This window comes from Pseudomonas sp. PGPPP4, assembly GCF_002256045.1.
Lineage (GTDB): Bacteria > Pseudomonadota > Gammaproteobacteria > Pseudomonadales > Pseudomonadaceae > Chryseomonas > Chryseomonas oryzihabitans.
Genome location: NZ_NKID01000011.1, coordinates 123,010 through 147,528, shown reverse-complemented (window position 1 = coordinate 147,528; position 24,519 = coordinate 123,010). Strand labels below are relative to the sequence as shown.

At 67.1% G+C, this 24,519-nt stretch carries 15 protein-coding genes and 1 pseudogene; 8 read left to right on the top strand and 8 right to left on the bottom strand.

Going from position 1 to position 24,519, the window contains the following annotated elements; genetic code table 11:
* Nucleotides 1-570: 570 nt before the first annotated feature.
* The 3 genes from CFE50_RS18960 to CFE50_RS18950 form a co-directional block, all read right to left on the bottom strand.
* A complete protein-coding gene (locus CFE50_RS18960; protein WP_278438823.1) occupies nt 571-1,134 on the bottom strand; it encodes a DedA family protein in 564 nt (187 codons plus the stop codon).
* Between the two features lie 9 nt (nt 1,135-1,143).
* Nucleotides 1,144-2,250: a calcium:cation antiporter gene (locus CFE50_RS18955; RefSeq protein WP_241809606.1), complete on the bottom strand. Its 1,107-nt coding sequence runs from the start codon at nt 2,248-2,250 to the stop codon at nt 1,144-1,146.
* A 107-nt stretch (nt 2,251-2,357) separates the two neighbouring features.
* Nucleotides 2,358-3,458 carry an acyltransferase family protein gene (locus CFE50_RS18950; protein ID WP_241809607.1) on the bottom strand — a complete coding sequence of 367 codons (1,101 nt, stop codon included), beginning with the start codon at nt 3,456-3,458 and terminating at the stop codon, nt 2,358-2,360.
* Between the two features lie 228 nt (nt 3,459-3,686).
* Here CFE50_RS18950 and CFE50_RS18945 point away from each other — a divergent pair, with 228 nt between their 5' ends.
* Both CFE50_RS18945 and hisN read left to right on the top strand, forming a co-directional pair.
* Nucleotides 3,687-4,637 (top strand): adenosine deaminase, encoded by a 951-nt coding sequence (locus CFE50_RS18945; protein WP_241809608.1) that lies wholly within the window; start codon nt 3,687-3,689, stop codon nt 4,635-4,637.
* 2 nt (nt 4,638-4,639) lie between these two features.
* Nucleotides 4,640-5,446 carry a histidinol-phosphatase gene (gene hisN, locus CFE50_RS18940; protein WP_044342957.1) on the top strand — a complete coding sequence of 269 codons (807 nt, stop codon included), beginning with the start codon at nt 4,640-4,642 and terminating at the stop codon, nt 5,444-5,446.
* Nucleotides 5,447-6,310: 864 nt separating this feature from the next.
* Here hisN and CFE50_RS18935 read toward each other — a convergent pair.
* Complete coding sequence (locus CFE50_RS18935; RefSeq protein ID WP_286736746.1) at nt 6,311-7,330, bottom strand: branched-chain amino acid aminotransferase; 1,020 nt, start codon at nt 7,328-7,330, stop codon at nt 6,311-6,313.
* Nucleotides 7,331-7,715: 385 nt separating this feature from the next.
* Here CFE50_RS18935 and CFE50_RS18930 point away from each other — a divergent pair, with 385 nt between their 5' ends.
* The gene (locus CFE50_RS18930) at nt 7,716-8,207 is read left to right on the top strand and encodes a hypothetical protein (RefSeq protein WP_169742435.1); all 492 of its coding nucleotides are present in this window, start codon (nt 7,716-7,718) and stop codon (nt 8,205-8,207) included.
* A 6-nt stretch (nt 8,208-8,213) separates the two neighbouring features.
* On the opposite strand, the gene CFE50_RS18925 is transcribed toward CFE50_RS18930, so the two are convergent.
* Nucleotides 8,214-9,257 (bottom strand): zinc-dependent alcohol dehydrogenase family protein, encoded by a 1,044-nt coding sequence (locus tag CFE50_RS18925; protein WP_286736744.1) that lies wholly within the window; start codon nt 9,255-9,257, stop codon nt 8,214-8,216.
* A gap of 85 nt (nt 9,258-9,342) precedes the next feature.
* A complete protein-coding gene (locus tag CFE50_RS18920; RefSeq protein ID WP_286736743.1) occupies nt 9,343-10,035 on the bottom strand; it encodes a 3'-5' exonuclease in 693 nt (230 codons plus the stop codon).
* A 210-nt stretch (nt 10,036-10,245) separates the two neighbouring features.
* Here CFE50_RS18920 and CFE50_RS18915 point away from each other — a divergent pair, with 210 nt between their 5' ends.
* The 4 genes and pseudogenes from CFE50_RS18915 (at nt 10,246) to prpF (ending at nt 19,600) form a co-directional block, all read left to right on the top strand.
* Nucleotides 10,246-12,579, top strand: coding sequence for a DNA polymerase II (locus CFE50_RS18915; protein WP_286736741.1), 2,334 nt, complete (start codon nt 10,246-10,248; stop codon nt 12,577-12,579).
* Nucleotides 12,580-13,314: 735 nt separating this feature from the next.
* Nucleotides 13,315-17,433 (top strand): annotated as a pseudogene (locus tag CFE50_RS18910) (CheR family methyltransferase).
* 109 nt (nt 17,434-17,542) lie between these two features.
* Nucleotides 17,543-18,433: a YghX family hydrolase gene (gene yghX, locus CFE50_RS18905; RefSeq protein WP_286736740.1), complete on the top strand. Its 891-nt coding sequence runs from the start codon at nt 17,543-17,545 to the stop codon at nt 18,431-18,433.
* 21 nt (nt 18,434-18,454) lie between these two features.
* Nucleotides 18,455-19,600 carry a 2-methylaconitate cis-trans isomerase PrpF gene (gene prpF, locus CFE50_RS18900; protein ID WP_286736738.1) on the top strand — a complete coding sequence of 382 codons (1,146 nt, stop codon included), beginning with the start codon at nt 18,455-18,457 and terminating at the stop codon, nt 19,598-19,600.
* A gap of 551 nt (nt 19,601-20,151) precedes the next feature.
* Here prpF and CFE50_RS18895 read toward each other — a convergent pair.
* Nucleotides 20,152-23,493, bottom strand: a complete 3,342-nt coding sequence (locus CFE50_RS18895) for a PAS domain S-box protein (protein WP_286736736.1) — start codon at nt 23,491-23,493, stop codon at nt 20,152-20,154.
* Nucleotides 23,494-23,737: 244 nt separating this feature from the next.
* Here CFE50_RS18895 and CFE50_RS18890 point away from each other — a divergent pair, with 244 nt between their 5' ends.
* Nucleotides 23,738-24,121, top strand: coding sequence for a response regulator (locus CFE50_RS18890; RefSeq protein WP_007160682.1), 384 nt, complete (start codon nt 23,738-23,740; stop codon nt 24,119-24,121).
* On the opposite strand, the gene CFE50_RS18885 is transcribed toward CFE50_RS18890, so the two are convergent.
* Nucleotides 24,118-24,510 (bottom strand): response regulator, encoded by a 393-nt coding sequence (locus CFE50_RS18885; protein ID WP_007160683.1) that lies wholly within the window; start codon nt 24,508-24,510, stop codon nt 24,118-24,120. The genes CFE50_RS18890 and CFE50_RS18885 overlap by 4 nt on opposite strands.
* Nucleotides 24,511-24,519 lie beyond the last annotated feature (9 nt).

Below are 24,519 nucleotides of genomic sequence, written 5' to 3'. Positions count from 1 at the left end.
CACGCCAGCGCCGTTCCGGGGTCGGCCTACACGGGCCGTCCATGGCCCGTTAGGCCTCTCGCCGCATCCATGCGGCTCGACCCACTCCACGACACTGGCGTTCGCCCTCCTGAACGGGGCGATTCGCGTGCCTGATGCCTTGGGTGCAAACCGGTAGGGTGGACAACGGCGCAGCCTTGTCCACGCGTTAAGCGTTACTCCCTCAGTGGAAAACGCTGCGCGGTTTTCCACGCTACAACCTGTGAACACCCAAGTATCAGGCTTGCGTCCCGTCCCCGTCAGTGAGGCCGAGTGCAGGCGTTGCGCAGGGGGATGCGAGGCAGGACGCCGAGCAAGGCGCGAGGGGCAGGAGGCCCCTTCGTGCCGAGCCCCCGGAGCGGCGCCGGAGCGCGGGGACCCGGAGCGCAGCGAAGGGCCGAAACGTGGGGACAAGCGTTTTTGGTTACTTTTTTGGCGACTGCAAAAAGTAACTCGCCCGGGTGGGCGAAACCAAAACCATCAAGGCACTCGATAATCAGCTAGAGCCAGGTGTTGGGCTTCGCTCCGCTCAACCCAACCTACAAAAGCCCCCTACACCCCCTCCCGCCGCCGCAGGATGGCGCGGGCGCCGATGAACAGCACCGCCACGCAGATCGCCGCGGCGATCAGCCAGCGCTTCGACACATGATGCTCGGCGAAGAAGTCGCGCAGGATTTCGCCCACCGCATAGCCGATGCCGGTCATGACGAAGCCCCAGAGCAGCGCGCCGATGATGTTGTAGAACAGGAAGCGCCGCGGGCGTACGCCGCTGGCGCCGATCAGCAGCGGGCCGATCAGGCGGAAGCCATAGGCGAAGCGGATGCCGATGATCCACAAGGCCTCGTGACGATGGATGCGGCTGCGCAGCCAGTCGATGCGTGCCTGCTGGCGCTTGAAGCGACCGAGGATGCGGTCACCGTAGCGTCGCCCCAGAAAGAACAGCGTCTGGTCACCGATGAAGCCGCCCAGGGCGACGCAGACCGCCGTGAGCGGAAACAGCAGGTAGCCATGACGGGCGGCGATGCCGGCCAGGATGGCCACGCCGTCGCCCTCGATCAGGGCGCCCAGCACGGCAGCTCCGTAGCCGTAGTTGCTGATGACCTCGCTGTCGATCATGGCGCGTCCCTAGAGACCGAGGATGGTCAGCATGATGAATGTGCCGAACAGCACGAAGTGGGTCATGCCCTCGATGGCGTTGGTCTCGCCGTCGTTGAGGTTGATGGCGGCGACGATCAGGGTCACGGCCATCATCACCGTCTGCACCGGGGTCATGGCCATCTGGATGGGCTGGCCGTTGTACAGGGCGATGGCTTCCACCACCGGCACGGTGAGGATCACGGTGGACAGGCTGGCGCCCAGGGCGATGTTGATCACCGACTGCATGCGATTGGCCATGGCCGCGCGCAGGGCGGTGAGGATCTCCGGGCTGGCGGAGATCACCGCCACCACCAGCGCGGGCACCAGCGCCGGCACGGCCAGGCCTTCCAGGCCGGTGTCCAGCGACTTGGACATCACCTCGGCCAGGGCCCCGGTGGCAACGATGCCGACGATCAGCATGGCGATGGACAGGGTGGCGCTGCTTTGGCCATGGCCGGCATCCGCCGCCTCGCCCTCGACCGCCGGACGCTTGCGCTTCTTGTCCGGGTAGTTGTAGCTGAAGAAGTAGCTGTGCGGGCCGGTCTGCATGCGCAGGAACAGGGTGTAGAGCAGCGCCATGGCGCCGATGGTGAAGAAGGAATAGACGTGCCACTGGGCCGAGGGGATGAATTCCGGCACCAGCATGGAGATGCTCACCGCGGTGATGATCATCACCCCATAGCTGCGACTGGAATCGTCGTTGTAGGGCTGTTCGCCGTGCTTGAGGCCGCCGAGCAGCGCGGCCAGGCCGATGATGCCGTTCATGTCCAGCATCACCGCGGCATAGATGGTATCGCGGGCCAGGGTCGGCGAGTGGTCGTGGCTCATCATGATCGCCAGGATGATCACCTCCACCAGCACGGCGGAGAGGGTCAGGATCATGGTGCCGTAGGGGTCGCCGACCTTTTCCGCCAGCAATTCGGCGTGATGGGCCACGCGCATGGCCGCGCAGATGATGGCGGCGATCAGGCCGCCGGCGGCGATCAGCGCCAGGGTCTGGCCACCGCCGAGCAGCGCGTGTTCGAACACATAGGCCAGCACCGTGGCACCGATGGCGACCAGCAGCAGGGTTTCGTCTTTGAGGGCGGCGAGCATGGAAAAGGGCGTCCTTGGTTGAGCAATGCCTTGTTACGACCGCCGTAGACGGCAAAACGCTCGCACCGCGATACGCCACTGCCCTGCTCGCCCGCGTGGCTGCCTCCTCAGCCGACCCGGGCGCGCGGCGCCAGGCGTTTCCACACCGCCTTGGTGCCCGTGGCGCAGGCCTGGCGATAGCCCAGGGCGTGACGCTCGACCAGGTACCAGGACACCACCGCCAGCGGCAGGGTGATGCCGATGGAGAGGATCACCATGGTCCAGGCCTCGATGCCCGGGATCACCGCCGCCAGGGTCTGCTGCACCGGAAAGGAGTAGATGTACAGACCATATGAATAGTCGCCCACCTCGTTGAAGGCGCGGATGCGCCCGGCCGGCACGAAGGCGAGATAGAGCAGCACGTAGCCCAGCACCAGGTTGTAGACCAGAAAGAAGCTGTCACGGTCGGGCGTGGCCACCGCCAGCAGCGCCACGGCGGCGACGAAGAGCGTGCGCGACAGCGGGATGTAGGCACGCAGCACATAGAAGGCGCCACCGAGAAAGAACATCTGGAACAGCCGCAGCAGATGGGATTCGCTGGCGAAGAAGTAGTGGGCGAACAGCTTGAACAGGGCGGCGCCCACGGCGAACAGCAGGATGGCGCGCTGGAAGTGGCGGCTGTCCAGGCGCAGCCAGAGCACGGCCAGCCAGAGCAGCGCCAGGGCGCCGTACATGCCCACCTCGAAGGGCAGCGTCCACAGCGAGCCATTGACGATGGCCTGCAGCGGATTGCCCTCGAACAGCCCAGGCAGGTCGAATTCGGCGCCGGCGATCAGGCCGGTGTTCTTGAACAGATAGAACCAGGTCTGGGGATCGCTCAGATAATCCTGCAGGGGCGCCCGGGTCAGCCAGGCGCCGAGGCCAAGCACCGTCAGCACCAGCATCACCAGCAGCCCCGGCACCACCCGCAGGGCGCGGCCCCAGACGAAGTCGATGATGTCGGCCCGGCTGAGCAGGCTCTTGGTGACCAGGAAACCGCTGGTGATGAAGAAGATGTCGACCGCGATGTCGCCCAGGGTCATGCCCAGGCTCTCGCGTCCGGGCTCCGCCGTGGGGGTGCCACTGGAGATGGCGAAGCTGTGACTGAAGACCACGGCGAGCGCCGCGATCATGCGAATCAGATTGAGATTGTTGTTCTTGCCGCCAACATGATCCTGAACGGTCTGCACGGATACCTCACGCGTGGTGTTTGGAGCCATGCGTCCCGATTGTAGTCAGATCCAGACCCGATGCAGGCGTTATGGCCTTTTGCTGGCCCAAAGCGTGGAATGCTGGGAATTTCTGACCGACGAAGCCACCGTACATCGGTCAGCGGGAACCCGGATGGCTGCGGAAAACCGGGCAAAGCGTGCGACAATCGTCCATCTTTTCCTGATTCAAGCTATCCCGAGGATCCCATGTACGACTGGCTCAACGCCCTGCCCAAGGCCGAACTGCACCTGCACCTGGAAGGCACCCTGGAGCCCGAGTTGCTGTTCAAGCTGGCCGAGCGCCATGGCGTCGCCCTGCCCTGGGGTGATGTCGAAGCCCTGCGCGCCGCCTACAACTTCGGCAACCTGCAGGAATTCCTCGACCTCTATTACGCCGGTGCCGACGTGCTGCGCACCGAGCAGGACTTCTACGACCTGACCTGGGCCTATCTGCTCAAGTGCAAGGAACAGAACGTCATCCACACCGAACCCTTCTTCGATCCCCAGACCCACACCGATCGCGGCGTTCCCTTCGAAGTGGTGGTGCGCGGCATCACCCAGGCGCTGAGCGATGGTGAAAAGCAGCTGGGCGTGACCAGCGGGCTGATCCTGAGTTTTCTGCGGCACCTGTCCGAAGATGCTGCCCAGGCCACCCTGGACCAGGCACTGCCGTTCCGCGACCACTTCGTCGCCGTCGGCCTGGACAGTTCGGAAAAGGGGCATCCGCCGAGCAAGTTCAAGCGCGTCTTCGCCCGTGCCCGCGCCGAAGGCTTTCCGGCCGTCGCCCACGCCGGCGAGGAAGGTCCGCCGGAGTACATCTGGGAAGCCCTCGACCAGCTCGGCGTGGTGCGGATCGACCACGGCGTGCGCGCCTTCGAGGACGAGCGCCTGATGGCCCGCCTGGTCGACCAGCAGATCCCGCTCACCGTCTGCCCGCTGTCCAACACCAAGCTCTGCGTGTTCGACGACATGAGCCAGCACACCATCCTCAAGATGCTCGACCGCGGCCTCAAGGTCACCGTCAACTCGGACGACCCGGCCTACTTCGGCGGCTACGTCACCGAGAACTTCATGGCCCTGCACGAAGGCCTGGGCATGACCCAGGAACAGGCCCGGCGCCTGGCGCAGAACAGCCTCGACGCCCGCCTGGTGAAATGAGCATGAGCCTGACTGCTGCCGAGATTTCCTATTACGAACGCTTCGCCGAGCGTCTGGCCGATGCCGCCGCCGTGGCCATCCAGCCCTACTTCCGCGCCCAGCTGGCGGTGGACGACAAGGGCGACGCCGCCGTCGCCGGGCGTCGCTACGACCCGGTGACCATCGCCGACAAGGCTGCCGAACGGGCCATGCGCGAACTCATCCAGGCCGAGCACCCGGATCACGGCATCCTCGGCGAGGAAGAGGAAAACGTCGCCGGCAGCAGTCCCCTGAGCTGGGTGCTCGACCCCATCGACGGCACCCGCGCCTTCATCACCGGCCTGCCGCTGTGGGGCACCCTGGTGGCGCTCAACGACGGCAGCCGCCCGGTGATCGGGGTGATGAACCAGCCCTTCACCGGCGAACGCTACCTGGGCACCCCGGCCGGCGCCTGGCGCAACGGCGCGGCCCTGCGCACCCGCCCCTGCGCCAGCCTGGCTCAGGCCCGGCTGATGTGCACCAGCCGCGACATCTTCGACACCCCCGAGCGCCTGGCGGCCTTCGACGCCGTGGCCGCCGAGGTGCAGCTGGCCCGCTTCGGCGGCGACTGCTACGCCTACTGCATGCTGGCCTCGGGCTTCGTCGACGTCATCATCGAAGCGGGCCTGCAGCCCTACGATGTGCAGGCGCTGATTCCCATCATCGAAGGCGCCGGCGGCCGCATGACCGCCTGGGATGGCGGCGATGCCCAACAGGGCGGGGCCATCCTCGCCTGCGGCGATCCAAAGCTGCATGCGCAGCTGGTGGAGCGGTTGCAGCATCTGGCCTGAGGCTTGGCAGGCGGCTTCGTAGGTTGGGTTGAGCGGAGCGAAGCCCAACACGGAGTTTGCCGTGATGCCTCGGTTTATCGGTGCCCTATTTGCTTATCGAGTGCTCGGATGGCTTTTCGCCCCCTCGGGCGAGTCACTTTTGCCAGTCGCGGCTGCGCGCTCCGAACAAAGGTATGCAAAAACGCATGCCTCACGTTCGGCCCTTCGCTGCGGCGCCGCTCCAGGGGCACGGCACGAAGGGACGTCCTGCCCCTCGCGCCTCGCTCGGCGTCCTGCCTCGCATCCCCCTCCGCGACACCTGCACTCGGCCTCACTGACGGGGACGGGAGGCCAGCCTGAGACTACGGTGTTTACAGGCTAAGCCAGAGCGATTCGCAGCGTGGAAAACCGCGCAGCGTTTTCCACTGAGGGAGTAAGGCTTAACGCGTGGACAAGGCTGCGCCGTTGTCCACCCTACCGGTTTGCACCCAAGGCATCAGGCACGCGAATCGCCCCGTTCAGGAGGGCGAACGCCAGTGTCGTGGAGTGGGTCGAGCCGCATGGATGCGGCGAGAGGCCTAACGGGCCATGGACGGCCCGTGTAGGCCGACCCCGGAACGGCGCTGGCGTGAGCGGACCCGGAGCGCAGCGGAGGGCCGGATGTCCGGGGCAAGCGTTTTTGGTTACTTTTGCCGTGACTGGCAAAAGTGACTCGCCCGGGTGGGCGAAACAAAAAGCATCAGCACACGTCGGTAAGTAGCCGGACGCTGATAGGCGCAAGCTCCGCAGTGTTGGGCTTCGCTCCGCTCAACCCAACCTACCAAACCCTGCCGGCCAACGAAAAAGGCGCCCTGAGGCGCCTTTTCAAACCAAACCAACCCCAAGTCAGACCTTGACGATCCAACCCTCCGGCGCGGGCTTGTCGCCGGTCTGGATGCCGGTCAGTTCCTCGTACAGCTTGCGCGTCACCGGGCCGACTTCGGTCAGGCTGTGGAAGACGTGCAGCTGCTCGCCGTACTGGATGCCACCGATGGGGGTAATCACCGCCGCGGTGCCGCAGGCGCCGGCTTCGACGAACTGGTCGAGCTGGTCGATATGGACGTCGCCCTCGACCACTTCCAGGTTCAGCCGCTCGCGCGCCAGGTCCATCAGCGACATGCGGGTCACGCCCGGCAGCACCGACTCGGAGCGCGGGGTGACGAACTTGCCGTCGCCGGTGATGGCGAAGAAGTTGGCCGAGCCGACTTCCTCGATCTTGCGATGGGTCAGGGGGTCCAGGTAGATGCAGTCGGCGAAGCCTTCGGCCTTGGCCTGGGCGCCGGGCATCAGGCTGGCGGCGTAGTTGCCGCCGACCTTGGCGGCGCCGGTGCCCTGGGGCGCGGCGCGGTCGTAGCCGGAGATGACGAAGTTGTGCGGGGTCATGCCGCCCTTGAAGTAGGCGCCGACCGGGATGCCGAACACCACGAAGTGGAATTCGGGGGCGGTGCGCACGCCGATGTTGTCACCCACGCCGATGACGAAGGGACGCAGGTAGAAGGCGCCGCCGGTGCCGTACGGCGGGATCCAGGCCTCGTTGGCCTTGACCACCTGCTGGCAGGCGTCGATGAACATCTCGGTGGGGACCGGCGGCATCAGCAGGCGGGCGCAGCTTTTGTGCATGCGCGCGGCGTTGCGGTCGGGGCGGAACAGGTTGATGGAGCCGTCCTGGCAGCGATAGGCCTTGAGGCCTTCGAAGCACTGCTGGCCGTAGTGGATGGCCGTGGAGCCTTCGCTGATGTGCAGCTGGTTGTCGCGAGTCAGCTCGCCGGGTCCCCAGCTGCCGTTGCGATAGGTGGCGATATAGCGGAAGTCGGTCTTGATGTAGTCGAAACCGAGGGTCTTCCAATCGATGTCCGCAGCGCTCATAGATCCTCGCAGTGCTCTCCGGCGGCTTGGCCGGTCGTTTCGTGGTCGGGCCGTACGCCTCGCCGGCGACGGTTCAAGGGGTGGACGAGGCGGGCTCGTCGCTAGGTTCTGTATGAAAAGTCGCCGAGCGAAGGTCAGGCAAGGCAAAAATCGGCGAGGAAGCGGAGTTTACGAAGGGTAAATGAGCATTCCGAGCTGATTTTTAACGCAGCATCACCGAGCGCAGGCACTTTTCGTACAGAGCCTAGACTGTGAAAGATACCGCTTATCCGGACCGGCGGGGGCACCTTTCAGCCAATCGGGTCTCCAAAGTCTGAAGCTGGCCCTTTGCCGCCTCGGCCTGCTGCCTCAGGCTAGACGCCGGGGTCATCACCAGGAGCTCGTTTTGAAAACAATGATGGCGTTGCTGGGTGCCTTGACCCTGCCAACGCTCACGGCGCAGGCCGCCGGTATCTTCACCGATGGATTCGACACGGCGCTCAATCGCCGGGTCATCGAATGGCGGGGCGCGCCCTCGCCGGAAGGTATCGTCTTCAGCGTCATCGCCAGTCAGTTCAAGACCAGTGCCGGCAATGCCACCACCGATTTTCGCACCCAGCTGTCCACCTTTGGCGACAAGGTTCGCTTCCACGGCTGCAGCGCCAGTCGCTGGGAGATGAACAACCAGATCTATCTGCCGCTCAAGGGCCAGTACCGCATGGCCGGGCTGGACGAGCGCTATGGCGAATACTTCGTCGCCCAGCCCACCCGCCAGGACCTGGAGTGGGTGGCCATGAACACCCGCGTCCACTATCGCCTCTGCCGCCTGCGCGAGACCCTGTCCGCCGAGGACCTGCAGGGCCTGCGCTGGGTCTTGCAGGCGGCGGAGGCCGACTAGCCCGGGCTAGTCGAAGCGGGTGATGACGGTCACCCCGGTGCCTTCGAACCTGTCCATGTGCATCAGCGCCGCGCCGGATTCGGCCAGGCTGATCTCGCGGCCGATCAGTTTCTCCGGCGCCAGGGTGCCCTGGCGCAGCATGGCCATCAGCACGTCGTAGCGATGGGCCTGCATGCCGTGGCTGCCGAGGATCTCCAGTTCCCGGGCGATCACCAGGTTCATCGGCAGCGCCGGGGTCGCCTGGTCACCCAGCAGCAGTCCGACCTGGACGTGCCTGCCGCGCTTGCGCAGGCAGGCGATGGAATTGCAGCAGGTGGTGGGATGGCCGAGGGCGTCGAGGGAGACGTGAGCGCCACCCCCGGTCAGTTCCTGCACCGCTTCGGGCACGCTGGCCACTTGGGTGGCATCGATCGTCGCCACTGCGCCGAGGCGGCGCGCCAGTGCCAGCTTGTCGGCGGCGATGTCGATGGCCACCACCTGGGCGCCCAGGGCGCGGGCGATCATGATCGCCGAGAGGCCGACGCCACCGCAGCCGTGCACCGCGACCCACTGGCCGGCGCTGACCCGGCCCTGATCGACCACCGCGCGAAAGGCCGTCACGAAACGGCAGCCCAGGCTGGCCGCGGTGGCGAAGTCCAGTTGCTCGGGCAGGGCGACCAGATTGAGATCGGCCTGGTGGATGCCGACGTACTGGGCGAAGGACCCCCAGTGGGTGAAGCCGGGCTGGAACTGGTGATCGCAGACCTGCTGGTGGCCGGCATGGCACTGCGGACAGGCGCCGCAGCCACCGACGAAGGGCACCGTCACCCGGTCGCCGACGCGCCAGAGGGTCACGTCCCTGCCCACCGCCTCCACCACGCCGGCCAGTTCGTGGCCCGGCACATGGGGCAATTCGATGTCGCTGTCATGGCCGACCCAGCCGTGCCAGTCGCTGCGGCAGACGCCGGTGGCCATGACCCTGAGCACCACGCCGTGGGCTTCGGGGGTGGGGTCCGGCACCGTGCACAGGCGGGGTGGCGCGGAAAAGGCTTCGTAGACGACGGCTTTCATGGCGGGGCCTCGGGTGGGATGACGACTCCAGTATGGCAAGTCGCGCAGCGTTCGCCTGTCTGCCCGCCGGTACCTTGCCGCTCGGCTAGCCCGCCAGCGCCTGCAGACCCTGCCAGGTGGCCGGTGCCTCCCCGGCCAGGGCCTGCACCAGGGCGGCCTTGAGTCGGCAATCGGGCAGGGCGCGATGGGTTTCCTGCACCACGACGCCGTGCTGGCGGGCGGCCATGGCCAGGGACTTGCGGCGCCAGCCGTCCTGGCTGCGGCTGTCCAGACTCGGCTCCTGCCAGAAGTGCGCATAGAGCTGCATCAGGCAGTGCAGGCGGGTGCCATCCACCAGTTGCACCGGCGGCGTCTCGCGTTCCAGTTCCGGCGGCAGGGCCTGGCCGTGGAGGCGGGCATTGTGCGCCAGCAGGCGATAGTCGAAGGCCATGCCATAGGCCAGCACGGTGCGGCCCCGCAGCAGCGGCCAGAGGGTGGCGAACACCTCGGGAAAGCGCGGCGCCTGGGCCAGGTGGGCGTCGGTCAGGCCGTGGATCAGGGTCGCCTCGCGCGGTACGGCGATGCCTGGGCGGACCAGGGTATCGAGCAGCACCCGGCCACTGAGGGTCATGACCGCCACCTCGATCAGCTGGGCATCCTCGCCCAGGCCGGTCGCCTCGGTATCCAGCACCAGGACGTCCTGTTCCAGCCAGCGACGCGCCTGCTCGCGCACACGCGCTTGCTGGGCGTTGTAGCGGGGTGCGGCAGCGGTGGGAAACGACGACGACAACGGATTCATGACACGGCCTGACAACTGAAAACTAGGGTGCGCCCAGGCGCCGAACAGTCGGCTCTACGACGGGTGTGGGCATTCGATGCAAGATCATCGCCACAGGACACAGGCCATTCGGCAGGGGCGACGAGCGGACCACCGGGCGCGCCGAGGTCGCCTGTAGCGGCTGGCCTTGCGAGAATGGGCCTTTCATCCATGTCGAGGAGCGCCACCGCTTTGGCCGCCGTCCAGGGTTTCTTGCTGACACGCCTCTGGCGCGAGACTTCCACCGGGATGGAGCTGGTGTTCTGGTTCGCCACCGACCGCGGTCCGCACCAGCTGCGGGTGCCGGGGCAACAGGCGGTGGCCTTCGCCCCGGCCGCGCGACGGGCGGACATCGAGCGCCTGCTGCCGGCCGGGGTGGAGATCCGCGAGCTGGCGCTGCAGGACTTCCAGCGGCGCCCCGTCCTGGGGCTCTATGCGCCGCGCTATCGCACCCTGCGCGAACTGGAGCAGCGCCTCCCCGCCGCCGGCATCGACGTCTACGAGACGGATATCGCCCCGGCGGATCGCTTTCTCATGGAGCGCTTCATCACCGCGCCGGTGACGCTGCCCACCGCCGAGGGCACGCCCCTGCGACCGGATCCCGACTACCGCCCCACGCTGCGCACCCTGTCGCTGGACATCGAGACCAGCGAGCGCGGCGAGCTCTACAGCATCGGCCTGCACGGCTGCGGCCAGCGCCAGGTGTACATGCTCGGCCCGCCGACCGGGGAAGAGGCCGCGGTGGACTTCGATCTGGAATACGTCGCCGACCGCGCCACCCTGCTCGAACGCCTCAACGCCTGGATGGCGCGTCATGATCCCGACGTCATCATCGGCTGGAGCGTGCTGCAGTTCGACATCCGCGTGCTCCACGAGCACGCGCGCAAACTGGGCGTGCCCCTGCACCTGGGCCGGGGCGCCGTCGAGGACGATCGCTACGAACCCGGCGGCCAGGGCCGGCCCTTCCACGCCCTGCTGGCCGGACGGCCGATCATCGACGGGGTGGAGGCGCTCAAGTCGGCGACCTGGGTGTTTCCCTCCTACAGCCTGGAGAACGTCAGCCGCACCCTGCTGGGCGAGGGCAAGGCCATCGACAATCCCCACGACCGCATGGCCTCGATCAATCGCATGTTCGCCGGCGAGAAGAGCGCCCTGGCGCGCTACAACCTGGTGGACTGCGAACTGGTCACGCGGATCTTCGCCAAGACCGGCCTGCTGCGCTTCCTGCTGGAGCGGGCCAGCGTCACCGGCTTGCCGCTGGAGCGTCATGGCGCCTCCATCGCCGCCTTCTACCACCTCTATCTGCCGCTGATGCACCGCCATGGCTTCGTCGCGCCCAATCTCGGCGCCCAGCCGCCCGAGGCCAGCCCCGGTGGCTTCGTCATGGATTCCCGGCCCGGGCTCTACGACTCGGTGCTGGTGCTGGACTACAAGAGCCTCTATCCCTCGCTGATCCGCACCTTTCTCATCGATCCGGTGGGCCTGGTGGAGGGCCTGGCGCTGCCTGAGTCGGAAACGGTACCGGGCTTTCGCGGCGCACGTTTCCATCGCACCCGACATTGCCTGCCGGAGATGGTGGCGCGGGTCTGGGAAGGGCGCGACGCCGCCAAGCGCGCTGGCAACGCGCCCCTGGCCCAGGCGCTGAAGATCATCATGAACAGCTTCTATGGCGTGCTGGGCACCCCGCACTGCCGCTTCTTCGATCACCGCCTGGCCTCGTCCATCACCCTGCGCGGCCATGCGGTGATGCACCAGACCCGCGAGCTGATCGAGGCCCGTGGTTATCGGGTGATCTATGGCGACACCGATTCCACCTTCGTCTGGCTCGGCCGCGCTCACGAAGAGGCCGAGGCCGAGCGCATCGGGCGCGACCTGGTGGCGGCGGTCAACGCCCACTGGCGCGCGCAGCTGCAGACCGAGCTGGGACTGGAAAGTCATCTGGAGCTGCAGTACGAGACTCATTTTTCCCGCTTTCTCATGCCCACCATCCGCGGCGCGGAAGAGGGCAGCAAGAAGCGATATGCCGGGCTCAGGCCAGGTGCCGATGGCCAGCCGGAACTGGTGTTCAAGGGGCTGGAAACTGTACGCAGCGACTGGTCACCGCTGGCCCAGCGCTTCCAGCGCGAGCTGTACTTGCGCATCTTCACCGGCGAGCCCCACGAGGACTATGTGCGCGACTTCGTCGCCCGCACCCGCGCCGGCGATTTCGACGACCTGCTGGTCTATCGCAAGCGCCTGCGCCGGCCGCTGGAGGAATACCAGAGCAACCTCTCACCGCAGGTCCGCGCGGCGCGCCTGCTGGAGGCGGAAGGCGCCCGCGTGGGCCGCCGCAGCCGCTTTCGCCGCGGCGGCTGGATCAGCTACCTGATCACCACCGCCGGCGCCGAACCGGTCGAGCTGCCCCATGCGCCGCCGGACTACGACCACTATGTGCAGCGCCAGCTGGCCCCGGTGGCCGACGCCATCCTGCCCTTCGTCGGTGACCGCTTCGACCGGCTGCTGGATCAGCAGATGGGGTTGTTCTAGGGGGCCTGGCGTGGCGTTGCCGCGTAGGGTGGATGACGGCGCAGCCTCATCCACGCATGATTTCCGGCGTGGCCAATCGCGTAGCCTGGAACACCCTCACCCCAGCCCTCTCCCGCAGGCGGGAGAGGGGGCGAATCGGCATGGGTGGTGAATTCGGCGTAGGGTGGATAACGGCGCAGCCTTATCCACGCGGGCATCCCGGCGGGGCCAATCGCGTAGCCTGGAACACCCTCACCCCAATCCTCTCCCGCAGGCGGGAGAGGGGGCGAATCGGCGTGGGTAGTACGTTCGGCGTAGGGTGGATGACGGCGCAGCCTCATCCACGCGTGCCTCCTGATGTGGCCAATCGCGTAGCCTGGAACACCCTCACCCCAGCCCTCTCCCACAGGCGGGAGAGGGGGCGGATCGGCATGGGTGTGGGTTCGGCGTAGGGTGGATGACGGCGCCGCCTCATCCACGCATGGTTTCCGGGGTGGTCAATGGCCGGGCCTGGGACACCCTCACCCCGGCCCTTTCCTGCGTTTCGCTCGCACTTGCCTGGCGCTCGTCAGTCCCATTCAGGCGGTACCCCAGCTTTACGCCTTCTTGCGGCAGGATGAGGGCCGCCCTCCTGGCGTGCGCTCGTTATACTCGGGCCAGTGGCAGGCCTTTTCCGGGCGAAAGGGAGGAGGGCCTGTCCGGATCGGTGCAGGAGCGGCGATCACGATTTCTTGCGGATTTTCAGACGGCGGATAGATGAGCAAACAGGCGGATGTGGCCAGACCCAACAATTCCAGGCACCTGACCCCCAGTGACCTGCCGTTTCCCGTGGTGGGGATCGGCGCGTCTGCCGGTGGGATCCAGGCGCTGCTGAGCTTCTTCGAAGTCATGCCGGTCGACTGCGGCATGGCCTTCGTGGTGGTGATACATCTGTCGCCGGAGCACCAGAGCCATCTCGACCAGATCCTGCAGCGGGTGACGCGGCTGCAGGTGCTACAGGTCACCCAACCGGTGCCCATTCATGCCGGTCATGTCTATGTGATCCCGCCAGCCCATGACCTGACCATGAACGACGGCTATCTGCGCCTGAGTCCGGCCCAGCGCCCCCATGGCGATCATGTGGCTGTGGATCTGTTCTTTCGCACCCTGGCCGATGTGCACCGGACCCATGCCGTGGCCATCGTCCTTTCGGGCAACGGCGCCGATGGTGCCGTGGGCCTGGGGCGGATCAAGGAGTAGGGCGGGGTGACCCTGGCCCAGGCGCCGGAAGATGCCGAATTCGACTCCATGCCCAGCAGCGCCATCAAGGCCGGCGTGGTGGACTTCGTCCTGCCGGTGGTGGAGATGCCGCAGAAGCTGCTGGAGCTGGCTGCCACTATCAGCACCCTGAGCCAGAGCGAATTGCGCCAGCTGGACTATGAATCCCGGGTGCCCGGGCCGTCCAGCAAGGCCATGCAGCTGGCGCTGCGCGACATCCTCACCCTGCTGCGCACCCGCACCGGACACAATTTCAAGCAGTACAAGACCGCCACGGTGCTGCGCCGGGTGGAGCGACGCATGCAGGTCAACGCCATCGCCGACATGCCGGCCTATGCCGGCTTTCTCCATGATCATCCGGAAGAGACGCCGGCGCTGCTCAAGGACATGCTCATCGGCGTGACCAACTTCTTTCGCGATCGCGAAGCCTTCGAGGCCCTGGAGCGCGATGTCATGCCGGAGTTGTTCGAGCACCTGCCGGTCAACGAAGACGACCAGGAGCTGCGCGTCTGGAGCGCCGCCTGCTCCAGTGGTGAAGAAGCCTATTCGCTGGCCATGCTGCTGACCGAACAGGCCGAGTTGCGCCAGTCCGGCGCCCGGTTGCAGGTGTTCGCCACCGACCTCGACGAGCATGCCCTGGCGGTGGCCCGGCATGGCGTCTATCCGGGCTCCATCGTCACCGACGTCGCCCCCGCGCGTCTGCGCCAGCACCTGCTCAAGGAGCAGAACCAGTACCGGGTGAAGAAGGAGCTGCGCGAGAAGGTGCTGTTCGCCCAGCACAACCTGCTCAGCGATCCGCCGTTTTCCCGCCTGGATCTCATCAGCTGCCGCAACCTGCTGATCTACCTGGATCGCGAGGTGCAGGCCGAGATCCTGCACACCTTCCATTTCGCCCTCAAGCCGGGCGGCTATCTGTTCCTTGGCAGCTCCGAGTCGGCCGACGTGCAGAGCAGCCTGTTCGCCACGGTGGACAAGAAGAACCGCATCTACCGCGCCAAGCACACCACCAGCGTGGTGCGTCCCACGCCGCTGCTCAATCTCAATCCGGGCATCCACAGCGTGCGCCTGCCGCCGCATCAGGTCGGCCGGCGCAAGAAGGTGTCCTTCGCCGAGGTGCATCAGCGGGTGCTGGAGCAATACGCGCCGCCGAGCATCATCGTCGACCGCGAATCCAACATCGTGCACCTGTCCGAGCGGGCCGGTCGCTTCCTGAGATACGTCGGCGGCGAGCCCAGCTACAGCCTGCCGGCGCTGGTGCTGGAGGAGCTGCGCCTGGAGCTGCGGACGGCGCTGTTCCAGGCGCTGCAGAGCAACAAGAGCGTCGAGGCGCGCCGCGTGCACATCCAGCGCGACGATCGCAGCTACTACATCAACATGGTGGTGCGCCCCTTCCGCGACAGCGACACCAGCACCGACTACATGCTGGTGCTCTTCGACGAAGTCGAAGACGTCATGAGCACCGACGCTAGCGGCGATCACATCGAGGCCAAGGACAGCGTGCTCACCCAGCTGGAAGCCGAGCTGCAGCGCACCAAGGAGCAGTTGCAGCTGACCATCGAGCAGTCCGAGACCTCCACCGAGGAGCTCAAGGCGTCAAACGAAGAGCTGCAGGCGATCAACGAGGAGTTGCGCTCGGCCACCGAGGAGCTGGAGACCAGCAAGGAAGAGTTGCAGTCGATCAACGAGGAGCTGATCACCGTCAACTACGAACTCAAGTCCAAGATCGAGGAAACCGGCAAGATCAACGACGATCTGCAGAACCTCATCACCTCCACCGACATCGCCACGGTGTTCGTCGATCGCGGCATGCGCATCAAGAGATTCACCCCGCGCGCGGCCAGCATCTTCAACATCATCGTCAGCGATACCGGTCGCTCGCTGCTCGACATCACCCACCGGCTGGACTACCCGGAGCTGGCCGCCGACGCCAGCCGGGTGTTCGAGTCCCTCGGGCTGATCGAGCGCGAGGTGCGCAGCCACGACGAACACTGGTACCTGGCGCGACTGCTGCCCTACCGCACCGCCGAGGATCGCATCGAGGGCGCGGTGCTGACCTTCATCGACATCACCGAGCGGCGCCTGGCCCAGGATCGCGCCCGCGCCGGTGAGGAAAACATGCGCCTGGTGGCGCAGAACATCCAGGACTACGCCATCGTCACCCTGGATGCCGCGGGCGTCATCAACAGCTGGAACGGCGGTGCCACCCGGCTGTTCGGCTACAGCGAGCGCGAGGCCCTGGGCCAGCCGGTAAGCCTGATCTTCACCCCGGAAGACGTCGCCGCCCAGGTGCCGGAAATCGAGATGCGCCAGGCCCGGGAAGCGGGCGCCGCCCACGACGAGCGCTGGTTGAGACGCAAGGACGGCAGCCGGCTGTACTGCGCCGGGGTGCTCAGCCGCATGAGCAATGCCTCTGGCGGGCGCGGCTATGCCAAGATCGCCCGCGATGCCACCGCCGACCACGTCCGCACCAGCGAGACGGCCACCCAGCAGGCCCAGCAGCGGGCCCTGGGCCAGCTCAAGGACGAGTTCTTCGCGGTGATGTCCCATGAACTCAAGCATCCGCTCAACCTCATCCAGCTCAACAGCGAACTGCTGACCCGCTCGCCGGTGCTGCGCGACGTGCCCCTGGCGCGGCGCGCCACCGAGGCCATCCAGCGCGCGGTGCGCAGCCAGGCGCAGATCATCGACGACCTGCTCGACCTGTCGCGCATCCGCACCGGCAAGCTCAAGCTGGAGCGCCAGAGTCTGGACCTGGCCCAGCAGCTGCGCGAGATCGCCGAGGTGATCCGGCCGCTGGCGGGCGAGGTGCAGGTCAGCTGCCCACGGCTGCCGGAGACGCCGCTGCACGTCCAGGCGGATGCCACCCGCATCGGCCAGATCGTCTGGAATCTGCTCAACAACGCCATCAAGTTCACCCCGGCCGGCGGCCAGGTGGAGATCAGCCTGGGCGTGGACGGCGACGAGGCGCGGCTGGACGTCAGCGACACCGGGCAGGGCATAGCACCGGACTTCCTGCCGCGGGTGTTCGAGATGTTCGGCCAGGCGGAGCTGAAATACACCGCTCGCGCCCAGCATGGCCTGGGCATCGGTCTGGCGCTGGTCAAGCAACTGGTGGAGGCCCATGGCGGGTGTATCGAGGCCCATTCCGCGGGGCTCGGCCAGGGCGCGCGCTTCAGTGTCTGGCTGCCGCTGTGCCAGGGCGAGGAGCGCCAGCTGGGCGAGACCCAGGCGGAAGGTCGGTCCATCGCCGGGTTGCGGGTGCTGCTGGTGGACGACTCGCCCGACATCGTCGAGACCCTGCAACTGCTGCTGGAAGAGGAGGGCGTGGCGGTCACCGCCGAGACCGACTCCCAGAGCGGCCTGGCGCTGGCCCAGGAACGGGATTTCGACGTCATCCTCTCCGACATCGGCATGCCGGAGATGGACGGCCACGAATTCCTGCGCCAGGTGCGGGCGGGCGATCGCAATGTCGGCACCCCGGCGGTGGCGCTGTCCGGCTATGGCACCCGGCTGGACATCGACAAGGCGCGGGCGGCGGGTTTCGCCCGGCATCTGAACAAGCCGGTCAGTTTCGAGGCGCTGATCGCCATCCTGCAGGAGCTGCAGGCGTCCGGTTGAGGACGCGCGGGCGGTAGCTTAGTCAGACGATTCGCGGCACACTCGGGAGCCATCGGGGCGCCCGCCCAACCGGGCCGGCGGCCCCGTTTCCCGCCAGAGGAGCGCCGCGATGACCCGTCTCACCGCCAAGGATTTCTCGCCCGAACTGCTCGAGCTCTACGACTTCTATGTGCACGGTCGCATCAGCCGCCGCGACTTCCTCGACCGCGCCGGCGCCTGCGCCGCGGTGCTGGGGCTGTCGGCCACTGGGGTGCTGGCGGCCCTGACGCCCAACTACGCTCTGGCCACCCAGGTCGAGTTCACCGATCCGGACATCGTCGCCGAATACGTCTACTACCCCTCGCCCAAGGGGCATGGGCGGGTCCGCGGCTATCTGGTGCGCCCGGCCAAGGCCAGCGGCAAGGTGCCGGCGGTGGTGGTGGTCCACGAGAATCGCGGCCTCAATCCCTATATCGAAGACGTCGCCCGGCGCCTGGCCAAGGCCGGCTACCTGGCCCTGGCGCCGGATGGCCTGACCGCCATGGGCGGCTATCCCGGCAACGACGACAAGGGCCGCGAATTGCAGCAGCAGGTCGATCCGGAAAAGCTGATGAACGACTTCTTCGCCGCCGTGGAAACCCTGATGGGCCACGAATTCAGCACCGGCAAGGTCGGCATCACCGGTTTCTGCTATGGCGGCGGGGTGGCCAATGCCGCCGCCGTGGCCTACCCGGAGCTGGCTGCGGCGGTGCCCTTCTATGGACGTCAGCCGCGCGCCGAGGAGGTAGCCGCGATCAAGGCGCCGCTGCTGATCCACTACGCCGAGAACGATCCGCGCATCAACGAGGGCGCCGCGGCCTACGAAGCGGCGCTCCAGGCGGCCGGCAAGACCTACGAGGTGCATCGCTATGCCGGCACCAACCATGGCTTCCACAACGATTCCACCCCGCGCTACGACGAAGCCGCCGCGCGCCTGGCCTGGGACCGCACCCTGGGCTGGTTCGGCCGCCATCTCGCCTAGGCACCCTGACGGAGACCTCCGATGCCGCAACTGCGTATCCCCGCCGTCTACATGCGTGGCGGTTCCAGCAAGGGCGTGTTCTTTCATGCCCGCGACCTGCCGCCGGCCGGTCCGGCGCGCGATGCGCTGCTGCTGCGGGTGATCGGCAGCCCCGATCCCTACGGCAAGCAGATCGACGGGATGGGCGGGGCCACCTCCAGCACCAGCAAGGTGGTAGTGATCGCGCCGTCCTGCCGTCCGGACTGTGACGTCGACTATCTGTTCGGCGCCCCGGCCATCGAGGTACCGGTGATCGACTGGTCGGGCAACTGCGGCAATCTCAGCGCCGCCGTCGGTCCCTTCGCCATCAGCGAGGGCCTGGTCCAGGCACCGCGCGACGGCCTGGCCAGGGTGCGCATCTGGCAGGCCAATCTGGGCAAGCGCATCCTCGCCCACGTCCCCATGGCCAATGGCGAGGTGCAGGAGGAGGGCGATTTTCGCTTCGACGGCGTGGCCTTTCCGGCCGCCGAGGTGGTGCTCGACTTTCTCGATCCGGCGGGCAGCGACGGCAGCGTGCTGCCCAGCGGGCGGGCGGTCGACGAACTGGACGTCCCGGGGCTGGGCCGGCTGCCGGTGACCCTGCTCAACGCCGGCAATCCCACCGTCTTCGTACGCGCCGAGACCCTGGGTCTGAGTGGCACCGAAACCCAGGCGCAGGTCAACGGCGATGCGCCGCTGCTGGCGCGCCTGGAGGCGCTGCGCGCGGCGGGCGCGGTGGCCATGGGCCTAGCCGCGACCGCCGCCCAGGCCACGGCGGAGCGGCCGCATACGCCCAAGCTGTGTCTGATCGCGCCACCCCAGACCTACCGGGTGGCCGGTGGCAAGCAGGTTCAGGCCGAGGAGCTCGACGTCATCGCGCGGATGATCTCCATGGGCAAGCTGCACCACGCCATCCCCGGCACCGGCGCGGTTGCCGTGGCGGTGGCCGCAGCGCTGCCGGGGACGCTGGTCCACACCCTGACCGGCGACCTGGATGGCCGCCAGGTCCGCATAGGCCATACCGCCGGCAGCGTGGCGGTCGGCGCCCTGGCGCGTGAGGTTGGCGGCGTCTGGCAGGTGGAAAAGGCCAGCATGAGCCGCAGCGCCCGGCGCCTGATGGAAGGCTGGGTGCGGGTACCGGCAGAGTAGGTTGGGTTGAGCGCAGCGAAGCCCAGCAGCGGGGATACCTCTGCGCTGGAGCGCCCTCACCCCAGCCCTCTCCCAGGGGGAGAGGGGGCGGTCGAATCCCGCGCGACCGCTTCCCGTAGGAGCGGCCCATGGCCGCGATCCAGCCGGTGTCCTGGCGTAGCGTGGAAAACCGCGCAGCGTTTTCCACTGGGCGAACCTTTACGTCATGCGTGGATAAGGCTGCGCCGTTATCCACCCTACGACCGAGATCGGCCGCGTAGGTTGGGTTGAGCGCAGCGAAGCCCAACGGAGGGGATACCTCTGCGCTGGAGCGCCCTCACCCCAGCCCTCTCCCAGAGGGAGAGGGGGCGGTCGAATCCCGTGCGGCGAGTGGTTCGTGCACCTTGGCTGCGTCCACCGTAGCGTGGAAAACCGCGCAGCGTTTTCCACTGGGCAAGCTCCGGCTCCATTCGTGGATAAGGCTGCGCCGCTATCCACCCTACGCCTCCCAACCGCCCCCTCTCCCTCCGGGAGAGGGCTGGGGTGAGGGATGAACCACTCCGACGCTGACCTCAGGTCCCTTCGATCAGATCGCGGATACGCACCGCCAGGGCGTCCATGGCGAAGGGCTTGGTCATCACGTGCATGCCGGGCTCCAGGTGGCCATTGCCGACCACGGCGTTCTCGGCGTAGCCGGTGATGAACAGCACCTTGAGGCCCGGGCGGCGCTGGCGGGCGGCGTCGGCCATCTGGCGGCCGTTCATGCCGCCGGGCAGGCCAACGTCGCTGATCAGCAGATCGATGCGCACATCGGATTCCAGCAGGCGCAACCCGGAGCTGGCATCCGCCGCTTCCAGGGCGGCGTAGCCCAGTTCCTCCAGCACCTCCACCACCAGCATCCGCACCGTGGGTTCGTCATCCACCACCAGCACCGTCTCGCCGTGGCCCTGGCGCGGCAGGGTCGGCTGGCTGGCGGCGAGATCGACGCCGGTGGCCGCTTCGCGATGGCGTGGCAGGAAGAGGGTGACGCTGGTGCCCTGATCGACCTGGGAATGGATGCGCGCCTGGCCGCCGGACTGGCGCACGAAACCATAGATCATCGACAGGCCCAGCCCCGTGCCGACCCCGATCGGCTTCGTGGTGAAGAAGGGATCGAAGGCCTTGGCGATCACCTCGGGCGGCATGCCGCAGCCGTTGTCGGTCACCGAGAGGGCGATGTATTCGCCCGCTTCCAGGTCGCGGACCCGGGCCATGCGCGCATCCAGCGCTCGATTGGCGGTCTCGATGAAGATGCGGCCGCCCTCGGGCATGGCGTCGCGGGCATTGATGCAGAGGTTGAGCAGGGCGTTTTCCAGTTGCGGCGGATCGACCAGGGTCGACCACAGCTCGCTGCTGGCCACCACCTCGATCTGGATCGCCGGACCCACCGTGCGGCGGATCAGGTCTTCCATGCCGGCCACCAGGCGATTGACGTCGGTGGGCTTGGGATCCAGCGTCTGCCGCCGGGAAAAGGCCAGCAGCCGGTGGGTCAGGGCGGCGGCGCGGATGGCGGCGCCCTGGGCGGCGGTGGTGTAGCGCTCGAGATTGTTCAGCCGGCCCTGGCCGATGCGCACCGTGAGCAGATCCAGACTGCCGACGATGCCGGCGAGCAGGTTGTTGAAATCATGAGCCAGGCCGCCGGTGAGCTGGCCGACCGCTTCCATCTTCTGCGACTGGCGCAACTGCTCTTCCAGCAGCGCCTGGGTCTCCGCGGCGTCCCGTTCCCGGGTGATGTCGCGCCCGGCGCCGGTGAGGCGATCCTGTTCGGTGTCCATCGACAGCGTCCAGGACAGCCAGCGCCAGCTGCCGTCCGCCGCCAGGACGCGGTTTTCCACCCGCGCCGGCAGGCCGCTGCGGCGCAGTTCGTCCAGTGCCACCAGCACCCCTGGCAGATCGTCGGGATGGATGAGTTCCCGGTAGGGGCGGCTGAGCAGCTCGGCTTCGGAATAGCCCAGGCCGCGCGACCAGGAGGGACTCACCCGTAGCAGCTGCCCGTTGAAATCGGCGGTCAGCAGCAGATCCTCGCTGAGCGCCCAGAGCCGGTCGCGCTCGGCGGTGCGCGCCTGGACCTCCTGGCTGAGGCTGAGATTCTGCGCCTGGATCAGCGTCTGGGCGTCGCGCTGGGCTGTGACATCCTGGGCGAAGACATAGAAGCCATCCACCGCCCCGCGCGCATCGCGCCGCGGACGATAGTGGATGTCGGCGATGCGTCGGCGGCCGTCCGGCCAGGCCCAGGGCAGGTCCAGCCGCGCCGGGGTGCCGTCCAGGGCGGCCTGGATGGCCGGACGCCGGGCCGCGAACAGCTCCGGCGCGAAGACCTCGGCCATGCTGCGACCCAGGATGCTTTCCGGAGCGTCCTTGAACCACTTGGGCGCCTCGATGTTGGCGAAGCGATAGATCAGCTCGCGATCGACGAAGGCAATCAGGCAGGGCAGGGTGTCGGCCACCAGCCGCAGATTGAGTTCGCTGTCGCGCAAGGCGCGCTCCGCGGTCAGCCGCGCCGTCGCCGAGCGGGTGCGATTGGCGACCTCGCGGATGAATTGCACTTCGACCGGCGTCCAGCACCGCGGTTGGCTGGCGCTGACATAGAGCAGGGCGACGAAATGGCCGTGCTCGAACAGCGGGGTGCTGACGAAGGCGCGGGTGTCCAGCCGTTGCAGGGCGGCCAGGTTGTGGCAGGTGCGGGCATCCTCGCGCACATCCTCGATGGCCACGGTCTCGCCGCGCTTGAAGTCCTCGATACAGCTGCCATAGTCGCGGAAATTCAGGGTGCCCATCAGGCTGCCGGCGGCCAAGATCGTCCAGTCGCGTTCCACGCTGATGGTCTCGGCGTCGGCGTCCACCAGGCCGTAGCCCACCCGCTGGGCGTCCAGCAGGGTGCCCAGCACTGTGCAGGCCAGCTCGGTGACCGCCTCGATGTCGTTGAGGTGGCTGAAGCCTTCGCCCAGCTCTGCCAGGGCGCGGCGATAGCGCTCTTCGTCGCGGGTCGCCTGGGCGGCCTGCTCGCGTTCGGTGACATCCAGGAACAGCACCAGGAAGCTCTCCGCGCCGGCCTTGTGCGCATGACCTTCGTACCAGCGCCCGTTGGCCTGGAATTGCCGCACGTAGCTGAACGACTGGCCGGTATCCACCACCCGGGTGAAATCCTCCACCCAGAGGTTTTCGAGTTCGGGAAACAGGGTCCGGGCGGTCTGGCCGATCGCCTGCTCCGCGTTCAGGCCGAAGTGCGTGCACCAGGCTCGGTTGACCTGGTCATAGCGCCAGTCGCAGCCGCGACCTTGCCCATCGCGCAGAATGGTGCCGAGGATGAAGCCCTCGTCAAGTTGCTCGAACAGACCGCGCCAATAGCGCTCGCTTTCCGCCAGTTTCTGCTGCACCTCGCCCACGTGGCGCTGGCTGTCACGCAGGGCCTGGCCGGCCAGATGCTGGGGCGTACGGTCGCGCAGGATCTTGACGAAGCCGGTATGGCGGCCGGCGTCGTCGTACAGCGGATGCATCTCGCCGCTGGCCCAGAAGCGGGTGCCGTCGCGTCGCAGGTGCCAGCGTTCGTCTTCGGCGCGACCGTCCTGCAGCGCCAGCCGCATTTCCAGCGCGGCCCGGCCGATCTGGTTGTCCTCGGGGGTGAAGAAGCGCTCGACCGGCGCGCCGCGAATCTCTGCGGCGGTCCAGCCCAGCAGGCGTTCGGCGCCGCTGTTCCAGTCGGTGATCACCCCGGCCGGATCGAGCACGATCATGGCGAAATCGATGGCACCATCAAAGATCGCCAGACGCCGCTGGGCGTCCTGGGGCGGCAGCGCGGTGCACTGGTCGAGCGCGGCGCGGAGGCGACGGACTTCGGCCTGGAGTTCAGCGTGGGAGAGAGCGGATTCAGCCATGGGGTCGTTCGAGCGCGTGAGCAGCGGAAGCGGACGGCGGTGACGTCCGGCGAGAGCCTTAGAGTAAGAGAGTCGGGCGATGGCTAGCGATCTGCCAGCACCTTTTTCCGACAGACAGGGAATTAAGTAGCCGTTACGGCATCAGACAAGTGCCGGCACCCGGCTGCCAGCCGCCCATCCGAGCCTTGTGATCCAATTCGAGAAATTTCGGTCTATTTAGTCGTACTAATGAAGTAGCGTTGCCATGACCGATGTAGTTTCTTCCGCTGCTGTTACCACCGTGCTGGTCGTCGAAGACGATCCGGTGCTGAGATCGCTGGCGACGGAGGTATTCGAGATGGAAGGTTATGCCGTCCAGTCCTTCGATACCGCCGACGCCGCCTGGGGTTGGCTCGAGTCCGATCCCTTACCGCCCGATCTCCTGTTCACCGACGTGCGCATGCCGGGTCGGCTGGACGGACTCGCCCTGGCCAAGCAGGTGCGTCAGCGCTTTCCACAATTGCCGATCCTGGTGTCCTCCGGCTATACCGGCCAGCAGTACGCCGAGCGCGAGGAGCGGGCGCTGTTCCTGCCCAAGCCCTGGACCATCGACCAGTTGCTCAAGGCCTGCGGCCAGCTGGGTGTCTAGCCCGCCGCCTGGCGCGCCCGTGCCAGGCGTACCGCCGAATCCACCTCGTCCAGCGTCCAGGGCTTCTGCAGGAAGATCACCTGCTCGGGCAGCGCCGTGGTGATCTCGTAGCCGTAGCCCGAGGTGATCACCATGGGCAGCGCGGGCCAGCGCTGCAACAGCATCTCCGCCAGTTCGCCGCCACGCAGCTGGCCGGGCATCAGGTGGTCGGTGATCACCAGCCCGGGGCTTTGCTGCTGCTGGAGCAGATGCACCAGGGCGTCGTCGGCGTTGTCGAAGCGAACACAGGTCCAGCCCAGTCGCTCTTCGAGATGATTGCTCAGCAGTTCGGCGAGCAGCCCGTTGTCTTCGATGACGACGAGATAGGGGAGGGGATCAGGCGAGGTCATCGGGACTTC

Bases quoted from the DNA above. Each gene is read 5' to 3' on its own strand.
- CFE50_RS18960 (WP_278438823.1), bottom strand. From the start codon at position 1,134: ATGATCGACAGCGAGGTCATCAGCAACTACGGCTACGGAGCTGCCGTG.
- CFE50_RS18955 (WP_241809606.1), bottom strand. From the start codon at position 2,250: ATGCTCGCCGCCCTCAAAGACGAAACCCTGCTGCTGGTCGCCATCGGT.
- CFE50_RS18945 (WP_241809608.1), top strand. From the start codon at position 3,687: ATGTACGACTGGCTCAACGCCCTGCCCAAGGCCGAACTGCACCTGCAC.
- hisN (WP_044342957.1), top strand. From the start codon at position 4,640: ATGAGCCTGACTGCTGCCGAGATTTCCTATTACGAACGCTTCGCCGAG.
- CFE50_RS18935 (WP_286736746.1), bottom strand. From the start codon at position 7,330: ATGAGCGCTGCGGACATCGATTGGAAGACCCTCGGTTTCGACTACATC.
- CFE50_RS18925 (WP_286736744.1), bottom strand. From the start codon at position 9,257: ATGAAAGCCGTCGTCTACGAAGCCTTTTCCGCGCCACCCCGCCTGTGC.
- CFE50_RS18920 (WP_286736743.1), bottom strand. From the start codon at position 10,035: ATGAATCCGTTGTCGTCGTCGTTTCCCACCGCTGCCGCACCCCGCTAC.
- yghX (WP_286736740.1), top strand. From the start codon at position 17,543: ATGACCCGTCTCACCGCCAAGGATTTCTCGCCCGAACTGCTCGAGCTC.
- prpF (WP_286736738.1), top strand. From the start codon at position 18,455: ATGCCGCAACTGCGTATCCCCGCCGTCTACATGCGTGGCGGTTCCAGC.
- CFE50_RS18895 (WP_286736736.1), bottom strand. From the start codon at position 23,493: ATGGCTGAATCCGCTCTCTCCCACGCTGAACTCCAGGCCGAAGTCCGT.
- CFE50_RS18890 (WP_007160682.1), top strand. From the start codon at position 23,738: ATGACCGATGTAGTTTCTTCCGCTGCTGTTACCACCGTGCTGGTCGTC.
- CFE50_RS18885 (WP_007160683.1), bottom strand. From the start codon at position 24,510: ATGACCTCGCCTGATCCCCTCCCCTATCTCGTCGTCATCGAAGACAAC.